This window comes from Hydrogenophaga crocea (assembly GCF_011388215.1).
Lineage (GTDB): Bacteria > Pseudomonadota > Gammaproteobacteria > Burkholderiales > Burkholderiaceae_C > Hydrogenophaga > Hydrogenophaga crocea.
The window spans coordinates 2447150-2470094 of the sequence record NZ_CP049989.1 but is presented as its reverse complement, the minus strand read 5'-3'; the positions used below and the strand labels follow the sequence as shown (position 1 = coordinate 2470094).

Below are 22945 nucleotides of genomic sequence, written 5' to 3'. Positions count from 1 at the left end.
ACTCCCCAATTGCGTCTGAACGTCGAATCGCGGTACCCAAGACTCCCTCTGCCGTGTATGAGTGGGACGGGTGCGGCTTCAGATAAGCTTATGAAGTAAACCGCCTCGCTTTCTCCGCGTTCGAATACGAACAAGATCGCCGTTCGCAATGACGCGAATGTCGAATCCCCGTATAGGCGTAGTGGGGGTGGCAGGAGGCACGCGCTTGCGGCCCGAGGCACAGAGTGCGGTTGGTGCAAGGTTGACAGGGAGGGATTGCCGTTGACGGGCCAGCAGCTTCTTACGCCACATCAGAGCCAGTATTTTGCTTGGCTGCTGACTAGGCGTGCAGCAGGCGACTCCGTGGAGTCGCTGGCTTCGACTTTGGTCGATTCGCAAGTCGATCTGAATCCCCATCAAGTCGAGGCCGCGCTCTTCGCTTGCCGCAACCCCCTCTCACGCGGCGTGATCCTCGCTGACGAGGTTGGTCTGGGCAAGACCATCGAAGCCGGGCTAGTCCTCTCCCAACGTTGGGCCGAACGGCGGCGGAAGGTCCTCATCATCGTTCCGGCGAACCTGCGCAAGCAATGGCACCAGGAGCTGCAGGAAAAGTTCGGCCTGCAAGGGCTGATCCTCGAAGCCAAGAGCTATAACGCGATTCGTAAGCAAGAGCAGCGGAACCCGTTCCTGTTCGGCTCCGGCCCGATCATCTGTTCCTATCAGTTTGCGAAGGCCAAAGCTGACGATGTCAAGAGCATCGACTGGGACTTGGTCGTCCTCGACGAAGCGCATCGCTTGCGCAACGTCTACAAGACCAGCAACGTCATCGCCAAGACCCTCAAGGAGGCGCTGTCGCGCGTTCACTCCAAAGTGCTGCTGACCGCGACGCCGTTGCAGAACTCGCTACTCGAACTCTACGGGCTGGTCAGCTTCATCGATGACCGTGTGTTCGGAGACCTTGATAGCTTCCGCTCGCAGTTCACTGGCAGAGAGCAATCCTTCAGCAGCCTGCGTGACCGGCTGGCCCCCATCTGCAAGCGTACCCTGCGCAAACAGGTTCAGCCCTACGTGTCGTACACATCGCGCAAGGCCATAGTCGAGGAGTTCACGCCGTCGCGCGAAGAGCAGGAACTTTCCAGGCTCGTCGCCGAATACCTGCGCCGCCCTAACCTCAAGGCCCTGCCCGAGGGGCAGCGCCAACTGATTTCACTCGTACTATGGAAGCTGCTTGCCTCCAGCACGCATGCGATTGCGGGTGCGTTGGAGACGATGGCCAAGCGTCTCCAGAGTGTGCTCGACGAAGTCACCGAAGCTCCCGATCTGGTCGATGAACTCGACAAGGATTACGAGTCGCTCGACGAAACCGCCGATGAGTTGAACGACCAAGGCTCAGACGTCTCAGCACCGAGCCGCTTGGAGCGCGATGGCATCGCGGAGGAGATCGAGGAGCTTCGCCACTTCAAAACCCTGGCAACCAACATCCGGGACAACGCAAAGGGCAAGGCACTGCTCACCGCGCTGGATCGCGCCTTCGCTGAACTGGATCGGCTAGGCGCGCCCAGGAAGGCCATCATCTTCACCGAGTCCAGGCGCACGCAGGAATACCTCCTCAACTTGCTGGCCGACACGCCATACGGCGACGGCATCGTGCTCTTCAACGGCACCAATAGCGACCAGCGTGCGCAGGCGATCTACAAGGACTGGCTGAAGCGCCACGAAGGCGCCAACCGCATCACCGGCTCCAAGACTGCCGACACCCGTGCGGCACTGGTTGAGCACTTCAAGGAGCGTGGCAAGGTCATGATTGCCACCGAGGCCGGAGCCGAAGGCATCAACCTCCAGTTCTGCTCACTCGTCATCAACTACGACCTGCCGTGGAACCCGCAGCGCATCGAGCAGCGCATCGGGCGCTGCCACCGCTACGGTCAGAAGCACGACGTGGTGGTGGTCAACTTCGTCGACCGCAGCAATGAGGCCGATGCACGGGTGTACGAGCTGCTGTCGCAGAAGTTCCAGCTCTTCGAGGGCGTGTTTGGGGCTAGCGACGAAGTGCTGGGTGCCATCGGCTCCGGTGTCGATTTCGAGCGGCGTATCGCCGAGATCTACCAGAACTGCCGAGAGCCCGAGGAAATCAAGTCCAGCTTTGAGCAACTCCAGCTCGATCTCTCCGGCGAGATCAACGAGGCGATGGTCAAGACGCGCCAGGTATTGCTTGAGAACTTTGACGAGGAGGTGCAGGAGAAGCTGCGCATGCGGGCCGACGACAGCCGCAACGCGCGCAACCGCTTCGAGCGGATGCTAATGGACTTGACCCGCGCCGAACTGGTCCATTGCGCCGCGTTCGATGACGACGGCTTCGATCTCCGCCACATACCGACTGGAATCGAGCATGCCGGCCCTGCGGGCATCGAGCTGGGGCGCTACGAATTGCCCCGCCGCTCCGGCGACGCGCACCTATACCGCATCAATCATCCGCTGGCGCGATGGGGCATCGAGCAGGCCAAGGCGCGCGCACTCAACGGGGCTCGTCTCGTCTTCGACTACAACGCCCACGGTTCAAAGATCAGCACGCTTGAAGCCTGGCGCGGCAAGGCCGGATGGCTCACCGTGAAGCTGGTCACGGTCGAGACACTCGGCAACCAGGAGCAACATCTGCTGGTTGCCGCGGGCACGACTGACGGCGTCGTGCTCGCGGAAGAAGACCCGGAAAAACTGCTGCGCCTGCCCGCGGCCACGCAGGCGGCCAGTCTGTTCAACGCCCCTGACGCCACCCTGCTGGCCGACGTGGAAGCCCGCAAGACCGCACTCCTGCGCGACGTCAACGAGCGCAACCTCGGCTACTTCGAGCAGGAAGTCCAGAAGCTGGATGCCTGGGCGGACGACCTGAAGCTCGGTCTGGAGCAGGAGATCAAGGAGATCGACCGCGAGATCAAGGAGGTGCGCCGAACCGCAGCGACCTCGCCGACGCTAGAAGAAAAGCTGTCATGGCAGAAGAAGCAGCGTGAACTGGAAGGCAAGCGCAGCAAGCTGCGCCGCGAGCTGTTTGCCCGGCAGGACGAAGTTGAAGCCCAGCGAAATGACCTTATCAGTCAGTTGGAAGTGCAGCTCCAGCAGCAGGTGGAGGAGCGCACGCTGTTCACCGTCGAATGGGAGCTGAAATGACTACTAAAAGAGAACTTTCCCGGGGCGCACTTTGGAGGCAGTGGGACTTGCATGTCCATACGCCCGCGTCGTTCCATTGGTCGGGAGAGAGGTTCGACGGCGACCTCTCCTCTGCGACGAGCAAGAAGCTGGTCGATGAAATGATCGAAGCCATGAACAAGGCTGAGCCTGCTGTGTTCGCGATCATGGACTACTGGACTTTCGATGGCTGGTTCGCGCTGAAGCAGCGACTCTCTGAAGCGGACGCGCCGAAGCTCACAAAGAAGGTCTTTCCCGGGATTGAGCTGCGGCTGTCAGCGCCTACCGAAAAGCGGCTTAACGCCCATGTCATCTTCTCAGACGAGATCGCCGATCAGCATCTAAAGGATTTTCTTGCCAACCTCAAGATCGAGCGCCTTGATCGTTCGGTTTCCAAGGACGCACTTGTTGATCTCGCTCGCGGGACTGCCGCCGATATGCTGGCAAAGAAGGGACACAAGAAGGAAGTGGTCGAAAGTGACTACGCGGATGCGCTGTTGGCTGGGTACAAGTTGGCTGAAGTAAAGACTGAGAGCTACAGGAAAGCCATTGCCAGTGTCCCAAACGAACTCGCGATTGGGTTCATGCCATACGACACGAGCGACGGGCTTACCGAGGTGAAATGGGAGCAGCACTACTCCTACTTCCTCGGGCTCTTTGAATCGTCGCCGATCTTCGAGTCCAGGAATATGGAGCTGAGAACAGCGTTCTTGTGCGAGAAGACATTGACCAACCACGCCTGGATCGACAACTTCAGGCACGGGTTGAAGGGTATCCCTAGGCTTGTAGTGGCTGGCAGTGACGCTCATTGCTTTGTTGGCGCTGCCGGGAATGACGACAAGCGGGGCTATGGCGACTTCCCCTCTGGCAAGAAGACGTGGATCAAGGCCGACCCAACGTTCCGTGGCCTCAAACAAGCCATTCTTGAGCCGGCGAAGCGCTCCTACATTGGTGACAAACCACCCAAGGTGCTGGAAGTTGAGTCCAACAAGACCTACTACATCGAATCCATTGAAATCACCAAGACAGGAGACAAGGCCGGCGTAGGACAATGGCTCCACGGCTGCGACATCCCGTTGAACCCCGACCTTGTTGCCATCATCGGGAACAAGGGAAGCGGGAAAAGCGCGTTGGCCGATGTCATCGCGACGCTTGGTAATTCCAGACAGTCCAAGCACTTCAGCTTTCTCCGGCGGGATCGCTTCCTAGGGAAGACCGGCGAACCCGCACGACACTTCACCGGGACGCTGACCTGGTGCGACGAGAGTACTGAAGCCCGACCTCTCAATGTGCCTCCATCCGAAGAGAAGGCGGAGCTTGTTCGCTACATTCCACAGCACTACTTCGAGGAGCTTTGCAACGAGCATGTGTCGGGCAAGTCGGATGCTTTCGAGAAGGAACTGCGGTCAGTGATCTTCTCTCACGCGAGTGAAGACATGAGGTTGGGCGCACTCGACTTCGATCAACTGACGGAGCAGCAGGAGCAGTCGCTCAGGAACCGCTTGGGTGAGTATCGCAAGGAACTGGCCTCGGCCAATGCATCAATCGTGCGTATCGAAGAGCAGCTTCAGCCCATAGAGCTGAAGAAGCTCACCGACCTACTTCTGCTGAAGGGCAAGCAAATTGAAGAACATGACAAGCTAAAGCCAGCGGAGGTTGCCGCGCCCACAGAAGCGTTGAGCCCCGAGCAAAAGGAGGCTGCGGAGGGCTTGGCAGCGGCTAGTCAGCAGATAGAAGCTGCGAAAAAGCGCACGCTAGAGATCGCCGGCGAGACCACCGAACTAGCCAAGCGGCAGAAGGCGATAGCAAACATTCGTGAGCAGTTGAGATTGCTCCAGCGGACCTTTGACCAAGCACAGAATACAGTGTCCGATGACCTCAAGCTGCTTGGGTTCGCCTGGTCCGATCTTGCAGCCATCGATATCAAGACAGGTGCTCTCGACAAGAGATCAGCTGAGCTCACGACAAAGCAGGGCGAGTTGAAGACCGAGTCCGAGCAGCTGGCTGAAAACCTGAAGACCTACACGGAGACGCAGCAAGGGTTCACCGCGAAACTGAACGCGCCTCAGCAACAGTTCGAGTCTTACCACCGTCAGCTTGCAGAATGGAACAGGAAGCGGGATGAATTGATCGGCTCACCCACCGAGCCGGAGTCGAAGGTTGGCCTAGAGACCCGTATTAAGCAGATCGAGGCGCTGCCTGAACAGCTCAAGGAGTTGGAAGCAAAGCGATTGCAGCTGTCAGGTGAAATATTTGACACCCTCAATGCCCAGCGAAGGGCGCGTGCGGAACTGTTCAAACCTGTCCAGGACTTGATCCAGAAGAACGGCCTGATACGGGAAGACTACAGGTTGCAGTTCCAGGCGACTCTTGCGGCATCTGCGGATGCCATCGCGGATCAGTTGTTCGCCTTGATCAAGCAGACTTGGGGTGATTTCCGTGGGCAGGACGAGGCACTTTCGACAATCCGAAAGCTGTTCGACAGTCATGACCCGAACACCAGAGACGGGGCATTGGCCTTCGTTAGCACCTTGCAGGAGAAGGTCTTGGAAGCCGCCAGAGCATCCGGGTCGCCTGCTGGCATCTTCAACTTGGTGAAAAAGGGACAGTCCGCAGCGGCAGTGTATGACCTGATCTTCGGGCTGAACTTCCTTGAGCCGCGATACTCCTTGCTGTTCCAAGACACGCAGATCGAGCAGCTCTCTCCCGGGCAGCGCGGTGCACTATTGTTGATCTTCTACTTGCTGGTGGACAAGGGAAAGACGCCCATCATCTTGGACCAGCCGGAAGAAAACCTTGACAACGAGACGGTGTTCCGCCTGCTCGTGCCCGTTCTGTCGGAGGCCAAGAAACAGCGGCAAATCATCATGGTCACACACAACCCCAATTTGGCGGTTGTGTGTGATGCAGAGCAGATCATCCATGCGAGGTTCGATCGAGCATCGGACTCCACCATCGACTATGACTCGGGGGCGATCGAAAACACGGAGCTCAACGGCGCCGTCGTGACCGTACTTGAAGGTACCAAGCCCGCATTCGAGAACCGATCCGGGAAGTACCATTGACATGCCGGCGCTCGAACCTCAGTACATGACCATTCTGAAGAAGGTGCTGGCAGATCGTTTCGTGCCGTTCCTGCCGCCCTTGCTCGGTCAGGCAAATCCCGCCGATCAGGCCGCAAAGCAGATTTCTCGTGCGTTCAGCGCATTCGCCTTGCACAAGCTGCTCGGTCTTGCGCCGAAGGATGCAGCTGCCACCGTGGTGGATGACTTCAACGACAAGGGCATTGATGCTATCTACTACCACGCGCCGACTGAAACGCTCTACCTGCTGCAAACCAAGCTGAAGGAGTCGGAGCAGTTCAAGCAGGACGAGGCGCAGTCGTTCTGCACGGGCATTCGCTTGCTGCTGAAGCAGGACTTCACGGGGTTCAATGCGAACGTCCTGAACCGGAAGACCGAAATCGAAGGCGTGCTGGATGCGTGCAGCCACATCAGGCTGGTCGTGCCCTACACGGGCGACGGCGTTTCCCAATCCGCCATCGACGCCATGCAGGTGCTGCTCGACGATGACGACCTCGACGAGGAACGGCTCGAAAAGCAAGTGCAGTACTACACCGCAGCCGAGATCGTGCGCGATCTGCTTGCGGAGCAGGCCTACAGGCCGGTTCACACCGAGATCGCGCTGCAAAAGCACGCCAAGGTCGAAAGCCCGCGTGCCACGTACTACGGCATCGCGCGGCTGGCCGACCTTGTAGCTCTCCACCGGACGCACGACAAGGCGCTGTACGAGCGCAACATCCGCTACTTCCTCGGCAGCCGGTCGGACGTCAACAAAGCGATCAAGACGACCCTGCGCGACGATCCGGGCAGCTTCTTCTATCTCAACAACGGCGTCACGGCGGTCTGCGACGAAATCGAGCCGAAGGGGAAGAACCCGAACAACGGCCTGCGGAAGTTCAAAGTGCGCGGCCTGTCCATCATCAACGGCGCACAGACCGTCGCCTCCGCAGCCGAGTTCGTGGCCCAACACCCGGACAGCAATATCGACGATGCGAAGGTGATGCTCACGCTGATCAAGGCACCTGCGGACGGCCCGTTCGGCAAGCGCGTCACCAAGGCCCGCAACCACCAGAACCCCGTGCAGACGGCGAACTTCGCTTCGCTCGATGAAAATCAGGAACGGCTGCGGCAGGAAATTGCCCATCTCGGCTACACCTACCACTATCGCCCGGAGGCGGCGGCAACCGGCTCCACGGCCATCTCACTCGACGAAGCGCTGCGGGTGCAGGCCTCGCAGCAGGACGACCCGCGTTACGCGGTCTGGTTGAAGAGCGAGCCGGCGCGGCTGGCCAACCCGGAATCCGCCGAATACCAGGCGTTGTTCCCCGCGACGTTGTCGGGGGTGGCGCTGGTCAACGCCGTCCTGTGTCACCGGGAAATTCGCAAGCTGGTGGTGGACTACGAGCAGAAAGCTGCGGCGCGCAGTCTGGAAAAGCTGATTTACCGTCATGCGCTGCATGTCATCACGGCCGTCATGATGAAGCGCCTGCGCCAGCGGATCGGCGCGGCAGTAGCCATCGACGGGGCGGCGATTCCCGGCCTGATCAGCCAGCCGCTCGATCAGCTCCGACAGCAAACCTTCGACCTGGGGCAGCAGCGCCTGCTGGGCGAAGGGCCGCTGGCCTATTTTCGCAATCAGGGCAGCGTCGCGGGATTCTTGGCCGCTTTGATGGAAACGCATTTCGCGTTGACCGCCGACCCGGTGCTGCCCAACCTGCGCAATATCAATAATGCGACGGATGCATATCCGCGCAAACGCCTGCTTGATTACTTGTCGGGCAAGGCGCAACAACTATGAGAGCGATGTCATGAGCAAACAAAAACTAGAACTTACCTGGATCGGCAAGGAGAAGCGGCCCAAGCTGGAGCCGCGCATCCTGCTCGAAAATCCAGAGGAGTCATATCACGCCAAGCATCGCGTGTCGGACAACGACATCTTCGACAACCGGTTGATCTTCGGTGACAACCTGCTAGCACTCAAGGCGCTGGAGCAGGAGTTCTCCGGCAAGGTGAAGTGCGTCTACATCGACCCACCCTTTAATACGCAACAGGCATTTGAGCACTACGACGATGGATACGAGCACTCCATCTGGCTTGGACTCATTCGTGATCGCGCCGAATCGCTTCGGCGACTTCTGTCCGATGACGGAACGCTGTTTGTGCACATCGACGATAACGAACTCGGATACTTGATCGCGTTGTTGGACGAAGTGTTCGGGCGGGCGAATCGGGTTTCAGTGGTGACCTTCAAGCAAGGATCAGCTACCGGCCACAAGGCAATCAATCCAGGCGTTGTGAGCACTACCAACTTCATTCTGGTCTACGCAAAGAACAAATCGCTGTGGACGCCCAATCGAGTCTTCACGGCCCGTGCCGAGCGGGACAAGCGCTATGGACAATTCATCGAAAGCTACGAAGAGCCCTTCTCTCGTTGGCGATTCATCACACTTGCTAGCGCGTTCGCAATGAGTCTCGGTATGCCTGAACGTGGCCTCAAGAAGACCTTGGGGGATCTATACGAGGAGCAGCTTTCCGAGTTTGTGATGAAGAATGCGGAGCGTGTAGTTCGTCTCGCACGGCCAGACTACAACGCCGTTAGCAGTGAAGCGAGGGAGATGATTGACAGATCGAAGGCTCGATCCGGCGAAGTCTTGCTGCTAGAGCGCGAATCTCATTCCAATATGTACTTCGTCAATGGAGAGCGAATTCTCTTCTACTCGGATAAGCTCAAGTTCATTGACGGGAAGTACGTGGCTGGTGAGCCCTTGACCAGCCTATGGGATGACATTCTCTCCAATAATCTCCACAACGAAGGCGGGATCGACTTCCCCAAAGGGAAGAAGCCCGAGGGGCTTATCAAGCGATGTCTTGATCTGACGACCAAGCCTGGCGACATCGTTCTTGATTCTTTTGCTGGGTCTGGAACCACTGGGGCAGTCGCCCACAAAATGGGACGCCGCTGGATCATGGTGGAGTTGGGCGAGCATTGTCACTCCCACGTGATTCCCCGCCTGAAGAGGGTGATCGATGGCGAAGACCCGGCAGGTGTCACTGCAGCGATGAACTGGAAAGGCGGCGGCGGCTTCCGCTATTACCGCCTTGCCCCCAGCCTGATCGTCAACGACCGCTGGGGCAACCCTGTCATCAATCCCGAATACAACGCTGCGCAGCTGGCCGAAGCGCTGGCCAAGCTCGAGGGCTTTGCCTACGCTCCCTCGGAAACGCACTGGTGGCAGCACGGCCACTCCAGCGAGCGAGACTTCATCTACGTCACCACCCAGAACCTGTCCGCTGAGCAGTTGCAGGCGCTGTCCGATGAAGTCGGCCCGGAGCGGAGCCTACTGGTGTGCTGCGCCGCTTTCCACGGAGTCACGGCGGCCAAAGCGGCGGAGCGCTGGCCGAACCTGACGTTGAAGAAGATTCCGAAGATGGTGCTGGCCCGCTGCCATTGGGGTCGTGACGACTACAGCCTGAATGTGACCAACCTGCCGATGGCGGAGATTGAGAAGACCGAGCCTGCTGTCTCTGGCAATAGCGCCAAGAACATAAAGAGCAGAAAAGCGGCCCTCGCCAACGCGGGACAGGGCGGCCTGTTTGGGGAGAACGAATAATGAACGCCCGCGTCCTGCACGCCGTCACCGGTCGCCTGTCCCTTCGTCCGCCCCAGGCGGAATCGCTTATCAAGCTGGTTCGCGCGCTCGATGCCGCGCCCGAACTCTTGGACCACGAGCGCGATGTCCCGGCTATCCTTTCCACACTGAAAGGCGAGTTCAGCACGCTGGAGGATTTCGAGCGCGAATTTCCATCGCTGTGCTTTGCGCTGGCCACGGGCGTGGGCAAGACGCGGCTGATGGGCGCCTTCATCGCCTACCTGCATCTGGCGCACGGCATCAACAACTTCTTCGTGCTCGCTCCCAACCTGACGATCTACAACAAGCTCATCACGGACTTCACGCGCAACACGCCGAAGTACGTGTTCAAGGGCATCGCCGAGTTCGCGCAGCAGCCACCGCTGATCATCACCGGCGACAACTACGACCAGACGGGCGCGGCGGTGGATGATCAGTCGATGGGCTTCGCTCACGACGTGCGCATCAACATCTTCAACATCTCCAAGATCAACTCCGAGGTGCGAGGCGGCAAGGAACCGCGCATCAAGAGGATGAAGGAAGTGCTGGGCGACAGTTACTTCAACCATCTGGCGAACCTGTCTGATCTAGTGCTGCTGATGGACGAGTCGCACCGTTACCGGGCCAGCGCCGGGGTGCGCTCTATCAACGAGCTCAAGCCGCTATTCGGACTGGAAGTGACGGCGACGCCGTTCATAGAGTCCAGTCGTGGGCCGGTGCCGTTCAAGAACGTGGTGATGGACTACCCCCTGGCGCGGGCGATGGAGGATGGCTTCGTCAAGGAGCCTGCCGTGGTCACCCAGCGCAACTTCGACGCCAAGGCGCACACGCCCGAGGAGATCGAGAAGACGAAGCTGGAAGACGGCGTGCGCCTGCACGAGACGACCAAGGTCGAGCTGCTCACCTACGCCCGCGAGAACGGCGTCAAGCCGGTCAAGCCCTTCATGCTCGTCATCGCTCGCGATACCACTCACGCGGGGCAACTCTTGGCCCTTCTGGAATCGGAAGCCTTCTACGAGGGGCGCTACCAGGGCAAGGTGATTCAGGTCGATTCCAGCCGTACCGGCGCGGAGGAAGAAGAGATGATCACGCGCCTGCTAGCCGTGGAGAGCGTGGACGAGCCGACCGAGATCGTGATTCACGTCAACATGCTGAAGGAAGGCTGGGACGTGACCAACCTCTACACCATCGTTCCGCTGCGCGCGGCCAATGCCCGCACGCTGATCGAGCAGTCCATCGGGCGCGGCCTGCGCTTGCCTTACGGCAAGCGCACGGGCGTCGCGTCGGTGGATCGCTTGAACATCGTCGCGCACGACAAGTTCCAGGAGATCCTCGACGAGGCCAACCGTGGCGACTCGCCGATTCGCTTGAGGCAGGTCATCCTCGATGCGCCGAGCGCCGACGATAAGAAGGTCAGCGTGCAGGTCGAGTCCGGGGCTGCGGCGCGTCTCGGTTTGACGGAAGCACCGGTCGTGATCACAGGGGCTTCAGCCACTGACAGTGAAGCGGAAGTCCCCGCGCCCAAGCCGGTGTTCACCACGGAGGCAGAGAAGCAGGCGGCGCGTGTGGTCATGGACGTCATCGGCAAGTACGAGGTCAAGCGCGATCTGGTGCCCACCAGCAGCGCGCTGCTGAAACCCGAAGTGCAGAAGGAAATCATCGCGGAGGTGGCTGAGCGGTTGAAGCCGCTGCAAGGCGAACTGCTCGCGGGCGTGGATGAATCAGTCCCCGCACTTGACTTGTCCGCCGTGGTGGCAAAGACCACCGAGATCGTGGTGCAGCAGACCATCGACATCCCGCGTATCGCGGTGGTGCCGACTGGCGAGGTTACGACGGGCTTCCACGCCTTCAAGCTGGATGTGAGCCAGCTCCATCTCCAGCCGGGTGAGCGCGAGATCGTCATCCATAACCTGCGTACCAACGAGCAGGACACCCTGGCCGCCGAAGTTGGGCTCAAGGAGCAGCGCCCGGAGGACTACATCGTCCACGCTCTCGTGGACTTCGATGACATCGACTACTTCACCCACGCCGACCTCCTCTACGAGCTCGCAGGCCAGATGGTGCAGCATCTGCGCGGTTATCTGTCCGAGGACGAAGCCATCAGCGTCCTCGATCGTGACCGCCGCTTGATCGCAAGGGAAATCCACGCGCAGATGATGGCCCACTTCTGGGAAGAGGCGACGGAGTACGAGGTGCAGGTCAGTCGCGGTTTCACCGAACTCAAGCCTTGCAACTACACCGCCACGGCAGGTCAGACGGCCCACCACTTCCGGGAGACCGTGACCGAGACCAGTCGCATCAAGCAGATGCTCTTCGGTGGATTCGCGCGTTGTCTGTACCCGTTGCAGAAGTTCGACTCGGATACCGAACGGCGCTTCGCCATCATCCTGGAGCGCGATGCCCTGAAGTGGTTCAAGCCCGCAAAGGGGCAGTTTCAGATCTACTACAAGCTCGGCACCGAGCAGCCAGAGTACGTCCCCGATTTCGTGGCAGAGATGGACGCGGCCAAATACATGGTGGAGACCAAGGCACGTTCCGATGTCAACGCTCAGGAGGTTCAGGCCAAAGCTGCGGCTGCAACGCGCTGGTGCAAGTATGCATCCGATCATGCTGCGAGCGTTGGCGCCAAGCCTTGGAGGTATGTGCTGATACCTCACGACGAGGTAAATGAATCCAAGCAGTTCCCAGACTATCTTCGGTTCGAGGTGAAGTCGTAGACGCGATCGGCGCGGCACTGGGAATTGAATCGGGGCCTGTTGCAGCAACCTCCATGACAGGCATCGTATCCATGCCAACTACTCGTACAACCTCCGCCGATCTGGTGCAACGAGTGAAAGTCTTTTTGAGCTAAAGACGGAATACCGAGCATGCAGTTCTTCATTCCTCCACGTGAGAACTTCTTTCGCCCACTCACGCATGAGAACCGAGAACTGTGTTCGTTCGTCTTACGTGCCTTGCACGAGCGCGTGCACGGAGCCAACGCCGACTATGCTGAGGTGCTGACCCGCGAGCTGGTGCTGGAGGTGATCCAGCATGCTCTGGCCAATCCAGCGATGCGGGATATGGCCTTCGAAGCCGGGCAAACTGTACGCGCTGAGGAAGAGCGTACCTACGCCAGCGACCTGCTGCGCAAGCTCAAGGAGCATGGCTGGCTGGAAGACTACCGTGACCCCATTGACCTACGGCCAACCCTCAAGCTCAGTCGCGCAGGCAAGGCCTTCAGCGAAACCTTCGCCAACTTAGACGACTCGCGCGCCAAGACCCGCCAGCGCAACATGCGCTCGGCCCGCAAAGCCTTGGCGGCCTTCATCGCTACCCGAGATGCCGATGAACTGCTGGACGCCCACGAGTTCGCCAGCCGCGTGGTGCAGGACCTGCAGGACGACATTGAGTACTTCCGCCATTTGATCCAGAGCCTGACGCGCGAGGCGCTGGCGCAGAAGATCGCATGGAACGAGTTCAATGATTTCATTGAGAAGCGCTTCGCGCGCGAGTACGCAGTGCGCCTGGTGGCCGACTCGGCCGAGCGCCATCGCGGCCAGATCAACGAAGCGCTGGAGGATGTGCGCGCACTCGACGGCGAGCAACGCGCCGGGGTAGATGCCCACCTGCTGCAGCGCGCACCCTGGCTGGAACAGACGGCGCAGGGCCGCAGCCCCTTGCTGTGGCTCGCTGATCGCATCGAGAGCATGGTCGATGCTGCCTGCGGCCTGAAGCTGCCGATGCTGCGCTCGGAGATGAACAACTACGTGCGCCGATTCACCAGCCTGCTGCGGCAGGCGCTATCCCTGGACTATGGTGCAGAGTCTCCTCTGGGCCGCACCATGGCCTGGCTGAAGGAACAGCCAGAGCCCGCCCGTGAAGGACTGCTCGACGTTTTGGCCCGCCGCCTCGCCACCGCCGAGATCCGCCTGCCCGGTGGCGTTCTGCGTTGGACCGTGCGCGATCGTGAATCTGAGGCCGTTGCGCATGCACCACTGATTGTGGATGAAACCAGCCGCCTGAATGCTCTGCTGCGCCGGGCTGAAGCTGAGGCTTTCACGTTCAGCGATCAACAGGTGCTGCATGGCCTCTTGCCCCACCTACAGGGTGGCCCCATCACGCTGGCGGCATTGCCAGTGGACACCGCCGAGGACGCGGTACGTGTGCTGCATGCCGTGGGCGCGGCACGTTCCGCCGAAGGGCGTCGCCTGATACAGGCCCGCAAGATGGCAGGCCAGGTTAGAACAACCTACTTCCAAGCCGACGACTACGAGTTGCGCGTCGAACCGCAGGATGGGATGGACGAGATATCCAGCAGCACTAGTAGGAGGCACTGAACACACCATGCTGCAATCCCTGGCCCAATACATCGAACAGCGGCTGGCGACCGAAGGCGTTGCCACCGTCAATGCCACACGCTTCGCCGAGTTGGCCGGGCGCTTGCTGGCCAGCGGTGTTGTGTGGCGCGAGCATTCCCGCCCCGAGGCCGCGCTGTACGACGACGCCATGCAATGCGAGCAGTTGTTGCGCGAATGGTTTGCCTGCATCGGATTCGTGCTGGTCCACGACAGCGATGCCCGCCTGCTGCGGCTGTACCCACCCGGCGAAGGCGGTGGTGACGACGGGGAGGACGGCGTGCGCCGCCTGCGCGCACGACTGTCGCGTGATTTCGTGGCTGCGGTGATCGCCCTGCGTTTCCTCTACACCGAGGCGCTCACCGGACGCCGCCCACTGGTGGACGAACGCCTAGCCGTTAGCCTGGAAGAGCTGTCACAAGCGGTGGTGTCACTGTTGGCGCACAAGCTACCCAATGCGGCCAGTGAGCGCATGGTTCTGTTGCGCGAACTGCGTAAACACCGTGTGCTGCATTTCGTCGAGGGTGATGACGCCGGAGACATGCAGATGGGGCTGGCCGTGCTGCGGCCGGTGATGAGCTTCGTCAGCGATGAGGCCCTGGAAGAGGCCTTGCGGCTGGTGGGGCGCAAGATGCCCGCTTCATCCACTGCCTCGCCGGTTGCTGAATCGGCATCCGAGGACGGTGCATGAAGATCGCCAAGCTGCTCACCTGGCACTGGGGCTCACTGGAGGACCGCGAATGGATCTTCGCCGACGCCGTGTTGCTGACGGGTGAATCCGGCTCGGGCAAGTCCACGCTGCTCGATGCCATCCAGACCGTTCTGACTGCCGCGCATCAGCACGTGGTGCAGTTCAACATCGGCCAGGACGAATCAACGCAGAGCCGGCGTGGCGGCAAGGAGCCGCGCACGCTGGCCGCCTACTCTCTCGGGCAGCAGGCTGACGGCGTGTTCCTGCGCGCCCGCTCGACCAGCTATGCCGGCATCGTGTTTGAGTCCTCCGAACAGGCGGGCGAGCAGGCCGAGCCTTTCACCGCGCTGGTGGGGGTGGAGGCTTTCGAGGACGGCCGGCGCGCCGTACTGCAAGGTTCACCTCAGTTCTTCATCGTGCGCCGCCCGATGTCGCTGGACCACCTGGCCCGCCGCGCAGGCGAGGTGCTCGGCGCATCGCCATTGCCGCTCAAGGAGCTGTACGTGCAGCTCCAGCACCGCCTGCAAGCCGATGCCGGCAAGTCCGGCGCGCTGGTGCAACGCTTCCCCGACAAGGGCGGCTACCTGCAGCACTTGTACGGCGCGCTGATGGGCAAGACCGCGGTGGGCGAGCACGACGCCACGCGCGCGGCCAAGTCGCTCGTCAAGGCCATGGCCTACAAGGAACTGGGCAACGTCAACGACCTGGTGCGCGACGAAATCCTGGAGCCGCACGACTTCAGCAAGGACCTGGACAAGATGCGCGAGCTGATGCGCTCCATCGCCGGCCTGAAGCTGGAGGCCGAGCGCCTGGCGCTGAATCTGGAGCGGCTCAACGTCGCCCAGGCCAGCGCCGACCAGGTGCTGGACGAGGCGCGGCGTTTCGTCACCACCACCATCGCCCATGCCCTGCGCACGCGCAGCGAGACCCAGGATGAACTGGCATCCGTGCTGCGCCAAGTCGCCACGCAGGACAGGAAGCAGGCGCAACTGCAGGAGAAGCTGGCCTCGCTCGAAGCGCAGGAAACCCAGTTGCGCGAACAACTGCGCGGGGTGGAAAAGCGCCTGGACGACAGCGACGTGGCACGCGAGAAGCAGGCACTGGAGAACCAGATCCGACTGCAAGCCGACCAGTTCCGCCTGCACTGGGGCCGCGTGCAGGAGGCAGTGCGCGGCATCGGCGGGATGGCTGTGCAGCTCGAACAACTGCTGGCCCTGGACCTGTCGGCCGTGCCGGCCCTGGCTGCTGCGGTGGAGGCCCTGCGTCCTGCCGCGCAGCAAATCCTCCAGCCCTGGCCCGCCATGGCCAAAGCCTACGCGCGCGATGGCGTTCTGAACGTGGAGTTGCCTGCCTTCGAGCTGGAAGCCTTCGACGCACAACTGGCCGCCCTGCGCCAGGGCATCCACGATGGCGATGCCTCGGTACAAGGGGCGGTGCTGCAAGCCTTGACCGACGTGGGCATGCGGTTGAACCAAGTCAAAGACGACACCGAGCAGCGCGATGCCGAATTGCGCCGCCTGCAGTCCGGCCGAGCCCAAGGTCCGAAGGATGCGCACGACGCGGTGGCGCTCATCGAGCAGGAAATCCCCTCGGCCCGCCCCCACCTGCTGGCTCAACTGGTGGAGCCCCGATCCGGCAGCTCTTGGCAGAACGCGATCGAGGGCTACATGGGGGGCGATCGCTTCGCCATCATTGTCGAGGCCGGCATGGAAGCGCGGTGTGCCCGGCTGGTCAAGCAGCACTACCGCGTGCGCTCACCCAAGGTCGTGCAGGGCCGCAAGGCGATGGAAGACACCGAGGGCCGCCAGTTGGAAGCCCGGGCCGTGCTGCATGAGCTGGTCTGCCAGCACCCGGTGGCGCAAGCGTTCCTGATGGCGCAGTACGGCCGCGTGCGCAAGGTGGACACCGAAGAGGAACTGGCCCGCACCCCGCAGGGCCTGATGGAAGAAGGCCTTGGCAGCCGGGGCTACGGCATGTTCGCTTGCCGCGCGCCCGATGGCGAACTGGCCTTCGGCGAAGCCGCGCGCCAGCGGCGCCGGCGGTGGTGCGAGGACGAACTGAAGCGGCTGGCGTCGGAGTCCCGTGCAATGGAGGCTCTGCGCCAGTCGCTGCTGGCGATCACCCGCATGTTCAATGGCCCCGTGTTCACGCCGCTGACGCCGTTGGTACTCGCCGTGCTGGAAAGCCAGGCTCATCACGCCCATGCAGAGCAGGCGCTCAAGGCGCTGGACCTGTCGGCCATCGACGAGTTGCTGGCCGAGCAGACAGAGCTGAAGACTCGCATCGGCAACGTCACCGGTCAGCGCAACGAGGAGCTGAAGCAAGTCGGCGCCACTGACAAGGAACTGGGGGAACTGCGCCGCCGCGAGAAGGCCCTGGCCGAACGCCTGCCCGATCTCGACATCGCCTGTAACAACGCCACGGTATGGGCCTCGCGCTTCGCAGGGGCCGTGCCCACCCTGGCCACCGAGCCCCAACTGCTGGACGAGGCCCAGGCACTGGCGGCCGAGCATGAAACCAGTCTGGATGCGTTGCGCCACCGCGTGCAGAGCCTGCGCGAAGTCTTGCCTCGCACCTTGCGAGAAGTGGCCCAGGCCGTGGGCAGCTACCTGTCCGGCGCGCGCGACGACAGCGAGCGCTTCGCCTGGATCGACCCGCCGCGCAGCGTGGACCGGCTGGAAGAACTGCTCCCCCTGGTCGAGCGCACCCGCGCCGCCATCGCCGAGCAGGCCCAGCGCCAGCGCGCCATTGGCCTGGCCGACAACGCGCGCGCCCTGCGCGAGGCAGAAGGCCAGTTCAACCACGTCTTCACCAGTAGCTTCTGCTTCAAAGTGCGCGACGATGTCAAGCAGGGGGCCCTCACCCTGCAGCGGCTCAACCGCCATCTGCAGGACATCCGCTTCGGCCACGACAGCTTCCGACTGGATTGGGACTGGGTGCCGCGCATGCAGAAGGTGCAGGAGTTCTTCGAGGCGGTGGAGAGTGCGGTCGAAGGGCTGGAGCATGACCGCGGCTCCATCTTCACCTCGCCCCGGCTCAACGACGAGCAGCGCGCCACCGCTGAGGAAATCCGCCGCCTGCTGCTGGCCAACGACCAGGGTGCCAGCGAACGCGCGCTGCGCGAACTGGCCGACTACCGAAACTACAGGCGCTACGACATCGTGCGCACCAGCCCGGTGGGCACGACACGCCTGTCAACCTGGGGCACAGGCTCCGGCGGCGAACTGGAAACGCCGTTCTACGTGGTGCGCTCGGCCGTGTTGGCCCATGCGCTCGGGCACTTCGGCCGCGACCGTCGCGAGGCGCCTGCCCTGCGATTGATGCTCAGCGACGAGGCGTTCTCCAAGATGGATGAAACACGTTCGCGCAACGTGCTCCAGTTCCTGTCGCGGACGCTGGGGCTGCAGCTCGTCGTGGCGATGCCCACCTCCAAGTCGGGCGCGGTCAAGCCAGAGTTTGACAAGGAGTTCACCTTCTCGAAGGTGATGGCGCGGCGCGATGGGCAGGAACTTTTTATCAGCGATGCGCAGGAAAAGACTCTCAACCGCACAGCGCTTGCCCGGCTGTGGGAGGCGCATGCCGATCAGGCCCGCGAGGCCGCTCGCGCCGAATGGATTGCTCAACAGGCCCGAGAGCAGCCCCTGGGGCCGACGGCCGAAGATGTCCACGTAGGCCAGGATGAACGCAGGCCCTCGCCCTGATCATGGCCGAACCCGAATCGTCTATGTCGACCGACCCGCCTTCGCAGCATCCCTTCTTGCTGCGCCTAGCCCGGTTGCTCCTAGCCAAGGCTGATCGCAGCATGGCCCAGGGGCCAGTCCGACTGCCGCTGGACCGAAAGGCTGCGCCAGAGTTGCACGATGCCGTGAATGCCGACCAGATTCAGTTGCTGCGAATGCAACTCGACGACCTTTGTTCCACGCACTGGGTCGCGTTACTACTGGAAGCGCCTCGCGCGTTCGCTGGCTTCGTCGACCGAAAACCTAGGCTGGAACTTTGTGATTTCGACGCCCTGGCTAAGTGGGCCGGTTACACCCCACAGGCCCAGGGTTGGCGGCAGCAATGGCGCCTGCATTTGACCGCACACTGGGCAGCGAATCCCATGGAGTCACCAGACGAACCGGCCGCCGTGTTGGACCATTTAGCCCGAAGCCCATTGGTCCATGTGGAAGGACTTCCTGTGGAAGAGGCCACCCACAGCCTCGCCACCTTGACCAGTTTGTGCCAGACGGGTCAAGCGATGGCCCTGCGCGAAGCCTCTGCACGCGCCTTCCAGGGACGTTCCAAAGTGTTGGACCACCGCGAGGAACTGCTGAGGCTGCTCGGGGCGACCTCTGGTCAGTTTTACGAGGCCCCGATCCAGTTGCTGCTGGCGCCGCCGCGCTGGATTCCAAACCTCAGCAGCAGTGATGCCGGTGGCCGCGCATTCAAGGACGTGCTGTTCATTGAGAACCTTGTGACCTTCGAACACATGGCCGACGCACGTGCCACTGCCTGGGCGGGCAGCTTGCTTGTCTATGCAGCGGGTTTCCGGGGCAGCGCCCGCAGGTTGCGTTCTCGGGCCGGGTGTCGCCTATACCTGCGCGCACCAGCGCCCACCACGTCATTACCGGAGATCGAGAGCTGGCTTTTCCATAAACAGGAAGACAAGTCGGAAGGTTCGCGGGTAGTACCCGTGTACTTTTTCGGCGACCTCGACCATGCGGGTATGCAGATTCTTGCAAGCCTGCGCGAGGTGTTTCCTCAAGCTGTCGCCTGGCGCCCAGGCTACGATCAACTTGCGAGGCTGCTGGCGACCGGTGCAGGCCATCAACCGGAGTTGGCTGCCAAAGCCCAGCAAACGGATCCTGGACACACGGGTTGTTCCTACGCAGACAACGAATTGCTCCCGCTGCTGCGCAGCACCGAGCGCTTCATCGACCAGGAGGCTTTTGAGCTCAGCGGTGTCGATGGGCTAGGCCGATGATCTGTGCATACTACGACACTGTATTCAACGCAGCGCGCGCATGCCGTTAGAGGACGGGACTGTCCCCAGCGCGTTGGCGTGCTGCCGGCTAGCAGTCGTCGCTCTGTTGGTGGCTATTTAGACCCTGAAGTCAATGAGTGGCCAGATTCCAGCAGCACAGACAGCTGCAATCGACCGGGAGCCGCAGTTCGGCCCTGGACGTCCAATGTCCGAGGCCGCTGCGCTCTTGCTGGTTGACCATGGGAGCTGTCGCCTGGGCTACTAAACAGACTAGGCTAGCTCAGTTGCCTTGACACCCCAGCAGAAGTGACTCTGAGGCATGTGAAATCGGGCAGGGATTGGGCAGTCGTTAGCATTTGGTCTCGCTCACCCCTTGCGTCTGCTTTAGCAGCATTCCCAGCTCCTCAGCCTTTGATCGTCGACGGAGCATCTCATCGTGATCGAGGGTGAAATGGTCATGCGGAAGGATCCCCATCTTCATTACTCGGCGCAGACCTCCCAGCGAAAAGTGCGCTGGGTTTCCCTCAATACGCACTTTCCGATGCAGTAACGCCGCCAAGGTCGCGCGACCGTTCTTGAGCACTACTTCCTCCCAGGGGGTCAGCAGCGAAAAACTGAAGGTACCGATGGTTTGCCTCCAGTTCACAGTGAGCTTCCCCGCGCAAGTAAGACAGTGCGCGAGGTGGTCAACACCCTCCTTCTTTCGACCCGCGGTAAGCAGTTCGCCCGGGAGCAGAACGAGGGATTTGCAGTGAGGGCACTTGTCGGTCATCATCGACATGTGCTTGGGGCACCATCGCCACGCCTTGAAGCGCCAGTGCAGAGGGAAGAGCTTGAACTTGGACGTGGCAAGGCATGCGCTGCAGAATCTATAGCGCGGTTGACCATCATGGCGCAAGAAGAGCTCATGTCCGTACTTGTCGACCTGGCGAACCCCAACTGACATGTGTTGGACAAATGAGAAACACCCTATGGGTAGTTCAGTAAGCTGACAGATCCGTCTGAGCCGATGCCCAGTGAAGACAACATCACAGTCCTCTTTAGTTTGAATGCCCAAATACGAGTAGACCTCTTTGATGGTCGCACCCTGAGTGAGAGCCAGGCGCGAGAGCCATGATGCGGGGCTCTCGTGAGTACCGGGGAACGGAACGCCTACGAGTGGCAAGGCAGCTGTCCTAAAACAAGCTCATTTGAGCTAGCGCTGGGTTTCTTGTACGAAGCTTCTGTGAAATATCCACGCCGTAGACGGCTTCGCATAGGCGTTGACCTATCTGGAGATCTGCATCACCGGCAGGTTCTAGCAGCAGCCCTTGGAGCGGAGCGAATGCGATGAGATCAGTGATCGTTGATGGTGACGCGCAGGTTCTCGCCCAAGTCATCAAGCGTTCAAAGCCCCGTGTCACGATAGAAAGCGCACTCTCGCTGCGATGGAGTCGGGTGTAGGTGCCGTCCGCGGGTACCTGAAATCTTTCTTCAATGGTGCCAAAGGCCAGCATGAGGTCGGTCCACCCGCTTGGCGACAGCCCATCCAACCATCGTGGCAGCTGGAACTCTTCAAGGAGTGAATTCGTGCTCTCCTTTTTGAATGAGGTCTCTATCAAAGCTTGAAAGGATCTTGTCACTCCTGGGGCTTCGGCGCCGATAAAGTTGGCAGAGATTGCGTGAGCGCAGTGCCCCCAAAGGAGACTCGGTCGATCCCAGCGCAGCAATCGGTGACACGTAGGGCACTGGTCTACCAGACAAATGCCGTGCTCAAGGCATGTCGTCGACATACCAAGGTCCCAGACGGCCATGGCGTATCCGTGGTGGTGGATACAGAGTGGACACACCTGCGGGTTTCTCGCTCGCAGCGCGGTCGGCGTGCGGAATGCGTGCCCATAGCATCGGTATCGTCTACCTGCCCCCTTGCCTGCGCGCTCCGGTAGTGCATAAATCAGCCACGCTTCTGAGGCGCCGGTGAGCCGACTTAGGCGAGCCGCATGTGATTGCTTGAACTGTTCGTTCTCACCTACGCCCAGCAGTCTGCGAATCTGACTGAGGGAGGATACGTTTTCAGAGGCTGATCGCAGGCAGAAGCCCAACCCTGACTCGCCCGGGTATGGGCCTCTACGGACGGGAAACCTCGAATCAAGCAAACGGATTGCTCCGTGGTGAGGCTGTACCCCAGACCGCCGTGTAAGCCTCTGACATCAGCTTCTGGTTTAGTGTCAGCAGATTCTGGTTTACGGCGAGCATCGTGGCTTCCGTGATCAACTGCTTGAACTGCCGCAGGTTTCCATTGCTCGCCATGTGCAGTCGCTTGGCAACCCTTGGGTCCTTGAGAAAAGTCAAGTCGAACGGCTTGCAACCATCGACGAAGGAACGAACGAAGCCAAGCCAGGAGACATCGTCTGGAAAAGACGTCAGGCGCTCGATGGTGGGTGTACGAGCCGCGAGCTCGGCTGAGACGGCATCAAGTTTTTCTAGAGCCTCAGAACCGCTCAGAACGAGACTGACCTGACTTTCGTCTACAAGCTCAAGTAGGAAGTCGATGACCTCCATGCTGCTTTTGCTCTCCCCGTGAGACATTCGCGGTGCTTCAGACTCCATAAGGTTCTCGGCCTTGCGTAGCCAAATGAGTCTGGTACCGACGCCCTTCAGTGCTTCTGCTACCAGTGGCCGCTTCTGGTAGAGCTGCTTCGCAGATCCGATGACGAAGGGGTACCTTGTCAATCTCAAGAGGTGGCCAATGAACTCGCCGGTTCTCGGCCTGGCAGGCACTCGTAGTGCTATCACCCCCAAGCCTTGGGAAAACAGCGATGAACGAGGTACGGATCGGACGAAGTACCTAAGCAAAGCAGCCTTGCCAGTCCCCGAACTGCCAATGATCCTTGCGCCGTGCGGTGTTTCCATCTCGGTTCCGAGCTGAAACAGACGATCGACACATTTCAACGCACTAACGTAACCGGGATGACGGACAATGAGCCTGTCTACCTCGATTCCGACGCGGACCGCCTCCACGGAGTATGTTTTCATCCACCGCTCAAGGCCCTCCGGCGCGTTGTCCGATATGCCGTCGAGACGCGGGGAATGGGTGAACTCAGGTATGTCTTTGGCCATGG

The 22945-nt window shown here is 60.8% G+C and carries 12 protein-coding genes; 9 read left to right on the top strand and 3 right to left on the bottom strand.

Annotation, left to right across the window (positions count from 1 at the left end; genetic code table 11):
* Positions 1-261 precede the first annotated feature (261 nt).
* From G9Q37_RS11640 to G9Q37_RS11600, 9 genes are all read left to right on the top strand, one after another.
* The gene (locus tag G9Q37_RS11640; RefSeq protein ID WP_166227352.1) at positions 262-3141 is read left to right on the top strand and encodes an SNF2-related protein; all 2880 of its coding nucleotides are present in this window, start codon (positions 262-264) and stop codon (positions 3139-3141) included.
* On the top strand, positions 3138-6224 hold the full coding sequence (locus tag G9Q37_RS11635; RefSeq protein WP_166231222.1) for a TrlF family AAA-like ATPase: 3087 nt from the start codon (positions 3138-3140) through the stop codon (positions 6222-6224). Before G9Q37_RS11640 ends, G9Q37_RS11635 begins: the two co-directional genes overlap by 4 nt.
* A 25-nt stretch (positions 6225-6249) precedes the next feature.
* Positions 6250-8019 (top strand): AIPR family protein, encoded by a 1770-nt coding sequence (locus G9Q37_RS11630; RefSeq protein ID WP_240936373.1) that lies wholly within the window; start codon positions 6250-6252, stop codon positions 8017-8019.
* 10 nt (positions 8020-8029) lie between these two features.
* A complete protein-coding gene (locus G9Q37_RS11625) occupies positions 8030-9832 on the top strand; it encodes a site-specific DNA-methyltransferase (RefSeq protein ID WP_166227350.1) in 1803 nt (600 codons plus the stop codon).
* On the top strand, positions 9832-12567 hold the full coding sequence (locus G9Q37_RS11620; protein ID WP_166227349.1) for a DEAD/DEAH box helicase: 2736 nt from the start codon (positions 9832-9834) through the stop codon (positions 12565-12567). The genes G9Q37_RS11625 and G9Q37_RS11620 overlap by 1 nt, the downstream gene beginning before the upstream one ends.
* A gap of 150 nt (positions 12568-12717) precedes the next feature.
* On the top strand, positions 12718-14169 hold the full coding sequence (locus tag G9Q37_RS11615; RefSeq protein WP_166227348.1) for a Wadjet anti-phage system protein JetA family protein: 1452 nt from the start codon (positions 12718-12720) through the stop codon (positions 14167-14169).
* Between the two features lie 7 nt (positions 14170-14176).
* On the top strand, positions 14177-14878 hold the full coding sequence (locus tag G9Q37_RS11610) for a DUF4194 domain-containing protein (RefSeq protein WP_166227347.1): 702 nt from the start codon (positions 14177-14179) through the stop codon (positions 14876-14878).
* Positions 14875-18579, top strand: coding sequence for an SbcC/MukB-like Walker B domain-containing protein (locus tag G9Q37_RS11605; RefSeq protein WP_166227346.1), 3705 nt, complete (start codon positions 14875-14877; stop codon positions 18577-18579). Before G9Q37_RS11610 ends, G9Q37_RS11605 begins: the two co-directional genes overlap by 4 nt.
* Before the next feature lie 2 nt (positions 18580-18581).
* Positions 18582-19844 (top strand): DUF2220 domain-containing protein, encoded by a 1263-nt coding sequence (locus G9Q37_RS11600; RefSeq protein WP_240936372.1) that lies wholly within the window; start codon positions 18582-18584, stop codon positions 19842-19844.
* A gap of 349 nt (positions 19845-20193) precedes the next feature.
* On the opposite strand, the gene G9Q37_RS22030 is transcribed toward G9Q37_RS11600, so the two are convergent.
* Genes G9Q37_RS22030 through G9Q37_RS11585 form a run of 3 tightly spaced genes read right to left on the bottom strand, consistent with a single transcriptional unit; the run spans position 20194 to position 22943 of the window.
* Positions 20194-21009, bottom strand: a complete 816-nt coding sequence (locus G9Q37_RS22030) for a TniQ family protein (RefSeq protein ID WP_166227345.1) — start codon at positions 21007-21009, stop codon at positions 20194-20196.
* 10 nt (positions 21010-21019) lie between these two features.
* Positions 21020-21925 (bottom strand): TniQ family protein, encoded by a 906-nt coding sequence (locus tag G9Q37_RS22025; RefSeq protein ID WP_166227344.1) that lies wholly within the window; start codon positions 21923-21925, stop codon positions 21020-21022.
* Positions 21926-21971: 46 nt separating this feature from the next.
* Positions 21972-22943, bottom strand: a complete 972-nt coding sequence (locus G9Q37_RS11585; protein ID WP_166227343.1) for a TniB family NTP-binding protein — start codon at positions 22941-22943, stop codon at positions 21972-21974.
* Positions 22944-22945 lie beyond the last annotated feature (2 nt).

Bases quoted from the DNA above. Each gene is read 5' to 3' on its own strand.
- G9Q37_RS11605 (WP_166227346.1), top strand. From the start codon at position 14,875: ATGAAGATCGCCAAGCTGCTCACCTGGCACTGGGGCTCACTGGAGGAC.
- G9Q37_RS11630 (WP_240936373.1), top strand. From the start codon at position 6,250: ATGACCATTCTGAAGAAGGTGCTGGCAGATCGTTTCGTGCCGTTCCTG.
- G9Q37_RS11585 (WP_166227343.1), bottom strand. From the start codon at position 22,943: ATGGCCAAAGACATACCTGAGTTCACCCATTCCCCGCGTCTCGACGGC.
- G9Q37_RS11610 (WP_166227347.1), top strand. From the start codon at position 14,177: ATGCTGCAATCCCTGGCCCAATACATCGAACAGCGGCTGGCGACCGAA.
- G9Q37_RS11635 (WP_166231222.1), top strand. From the start codon at position 3,138: ATGACTACTAAAAGAGAACTTTCCCGGGGCGCACTTTGGAGGCAGTGG.
- G9Q37_RS11600 (WP_240936372.1), top strand. From the start codon at position 18,582: ATGGCCGAACCCGAATCGTCTATGTCGACCGACCCGCCTTCGCAGCAT.
- G9Q37_RS11620 (WP_166227349.1), top strand. From the start codon at position 9,832: ATGAACGCCCGCGTCCTGCACGCCGTCACCGGTCGCCTGTCCCTTCGT.
- G9Q37_RS11615 (WP_166227348.1), top strand. From the start codon at position 12,718: ATGCAGTTCTTCATTCCTCCACGTGAGAACTTCTTTCGCCCACTCACG.
- G9Q37_RS11625 (WP_166227350.1), top strand. From the start codon at position 8,030: ATGAGCAAACAAAAACTAGAACTTACCTGGATCGGCAAGGAGAAGCGG.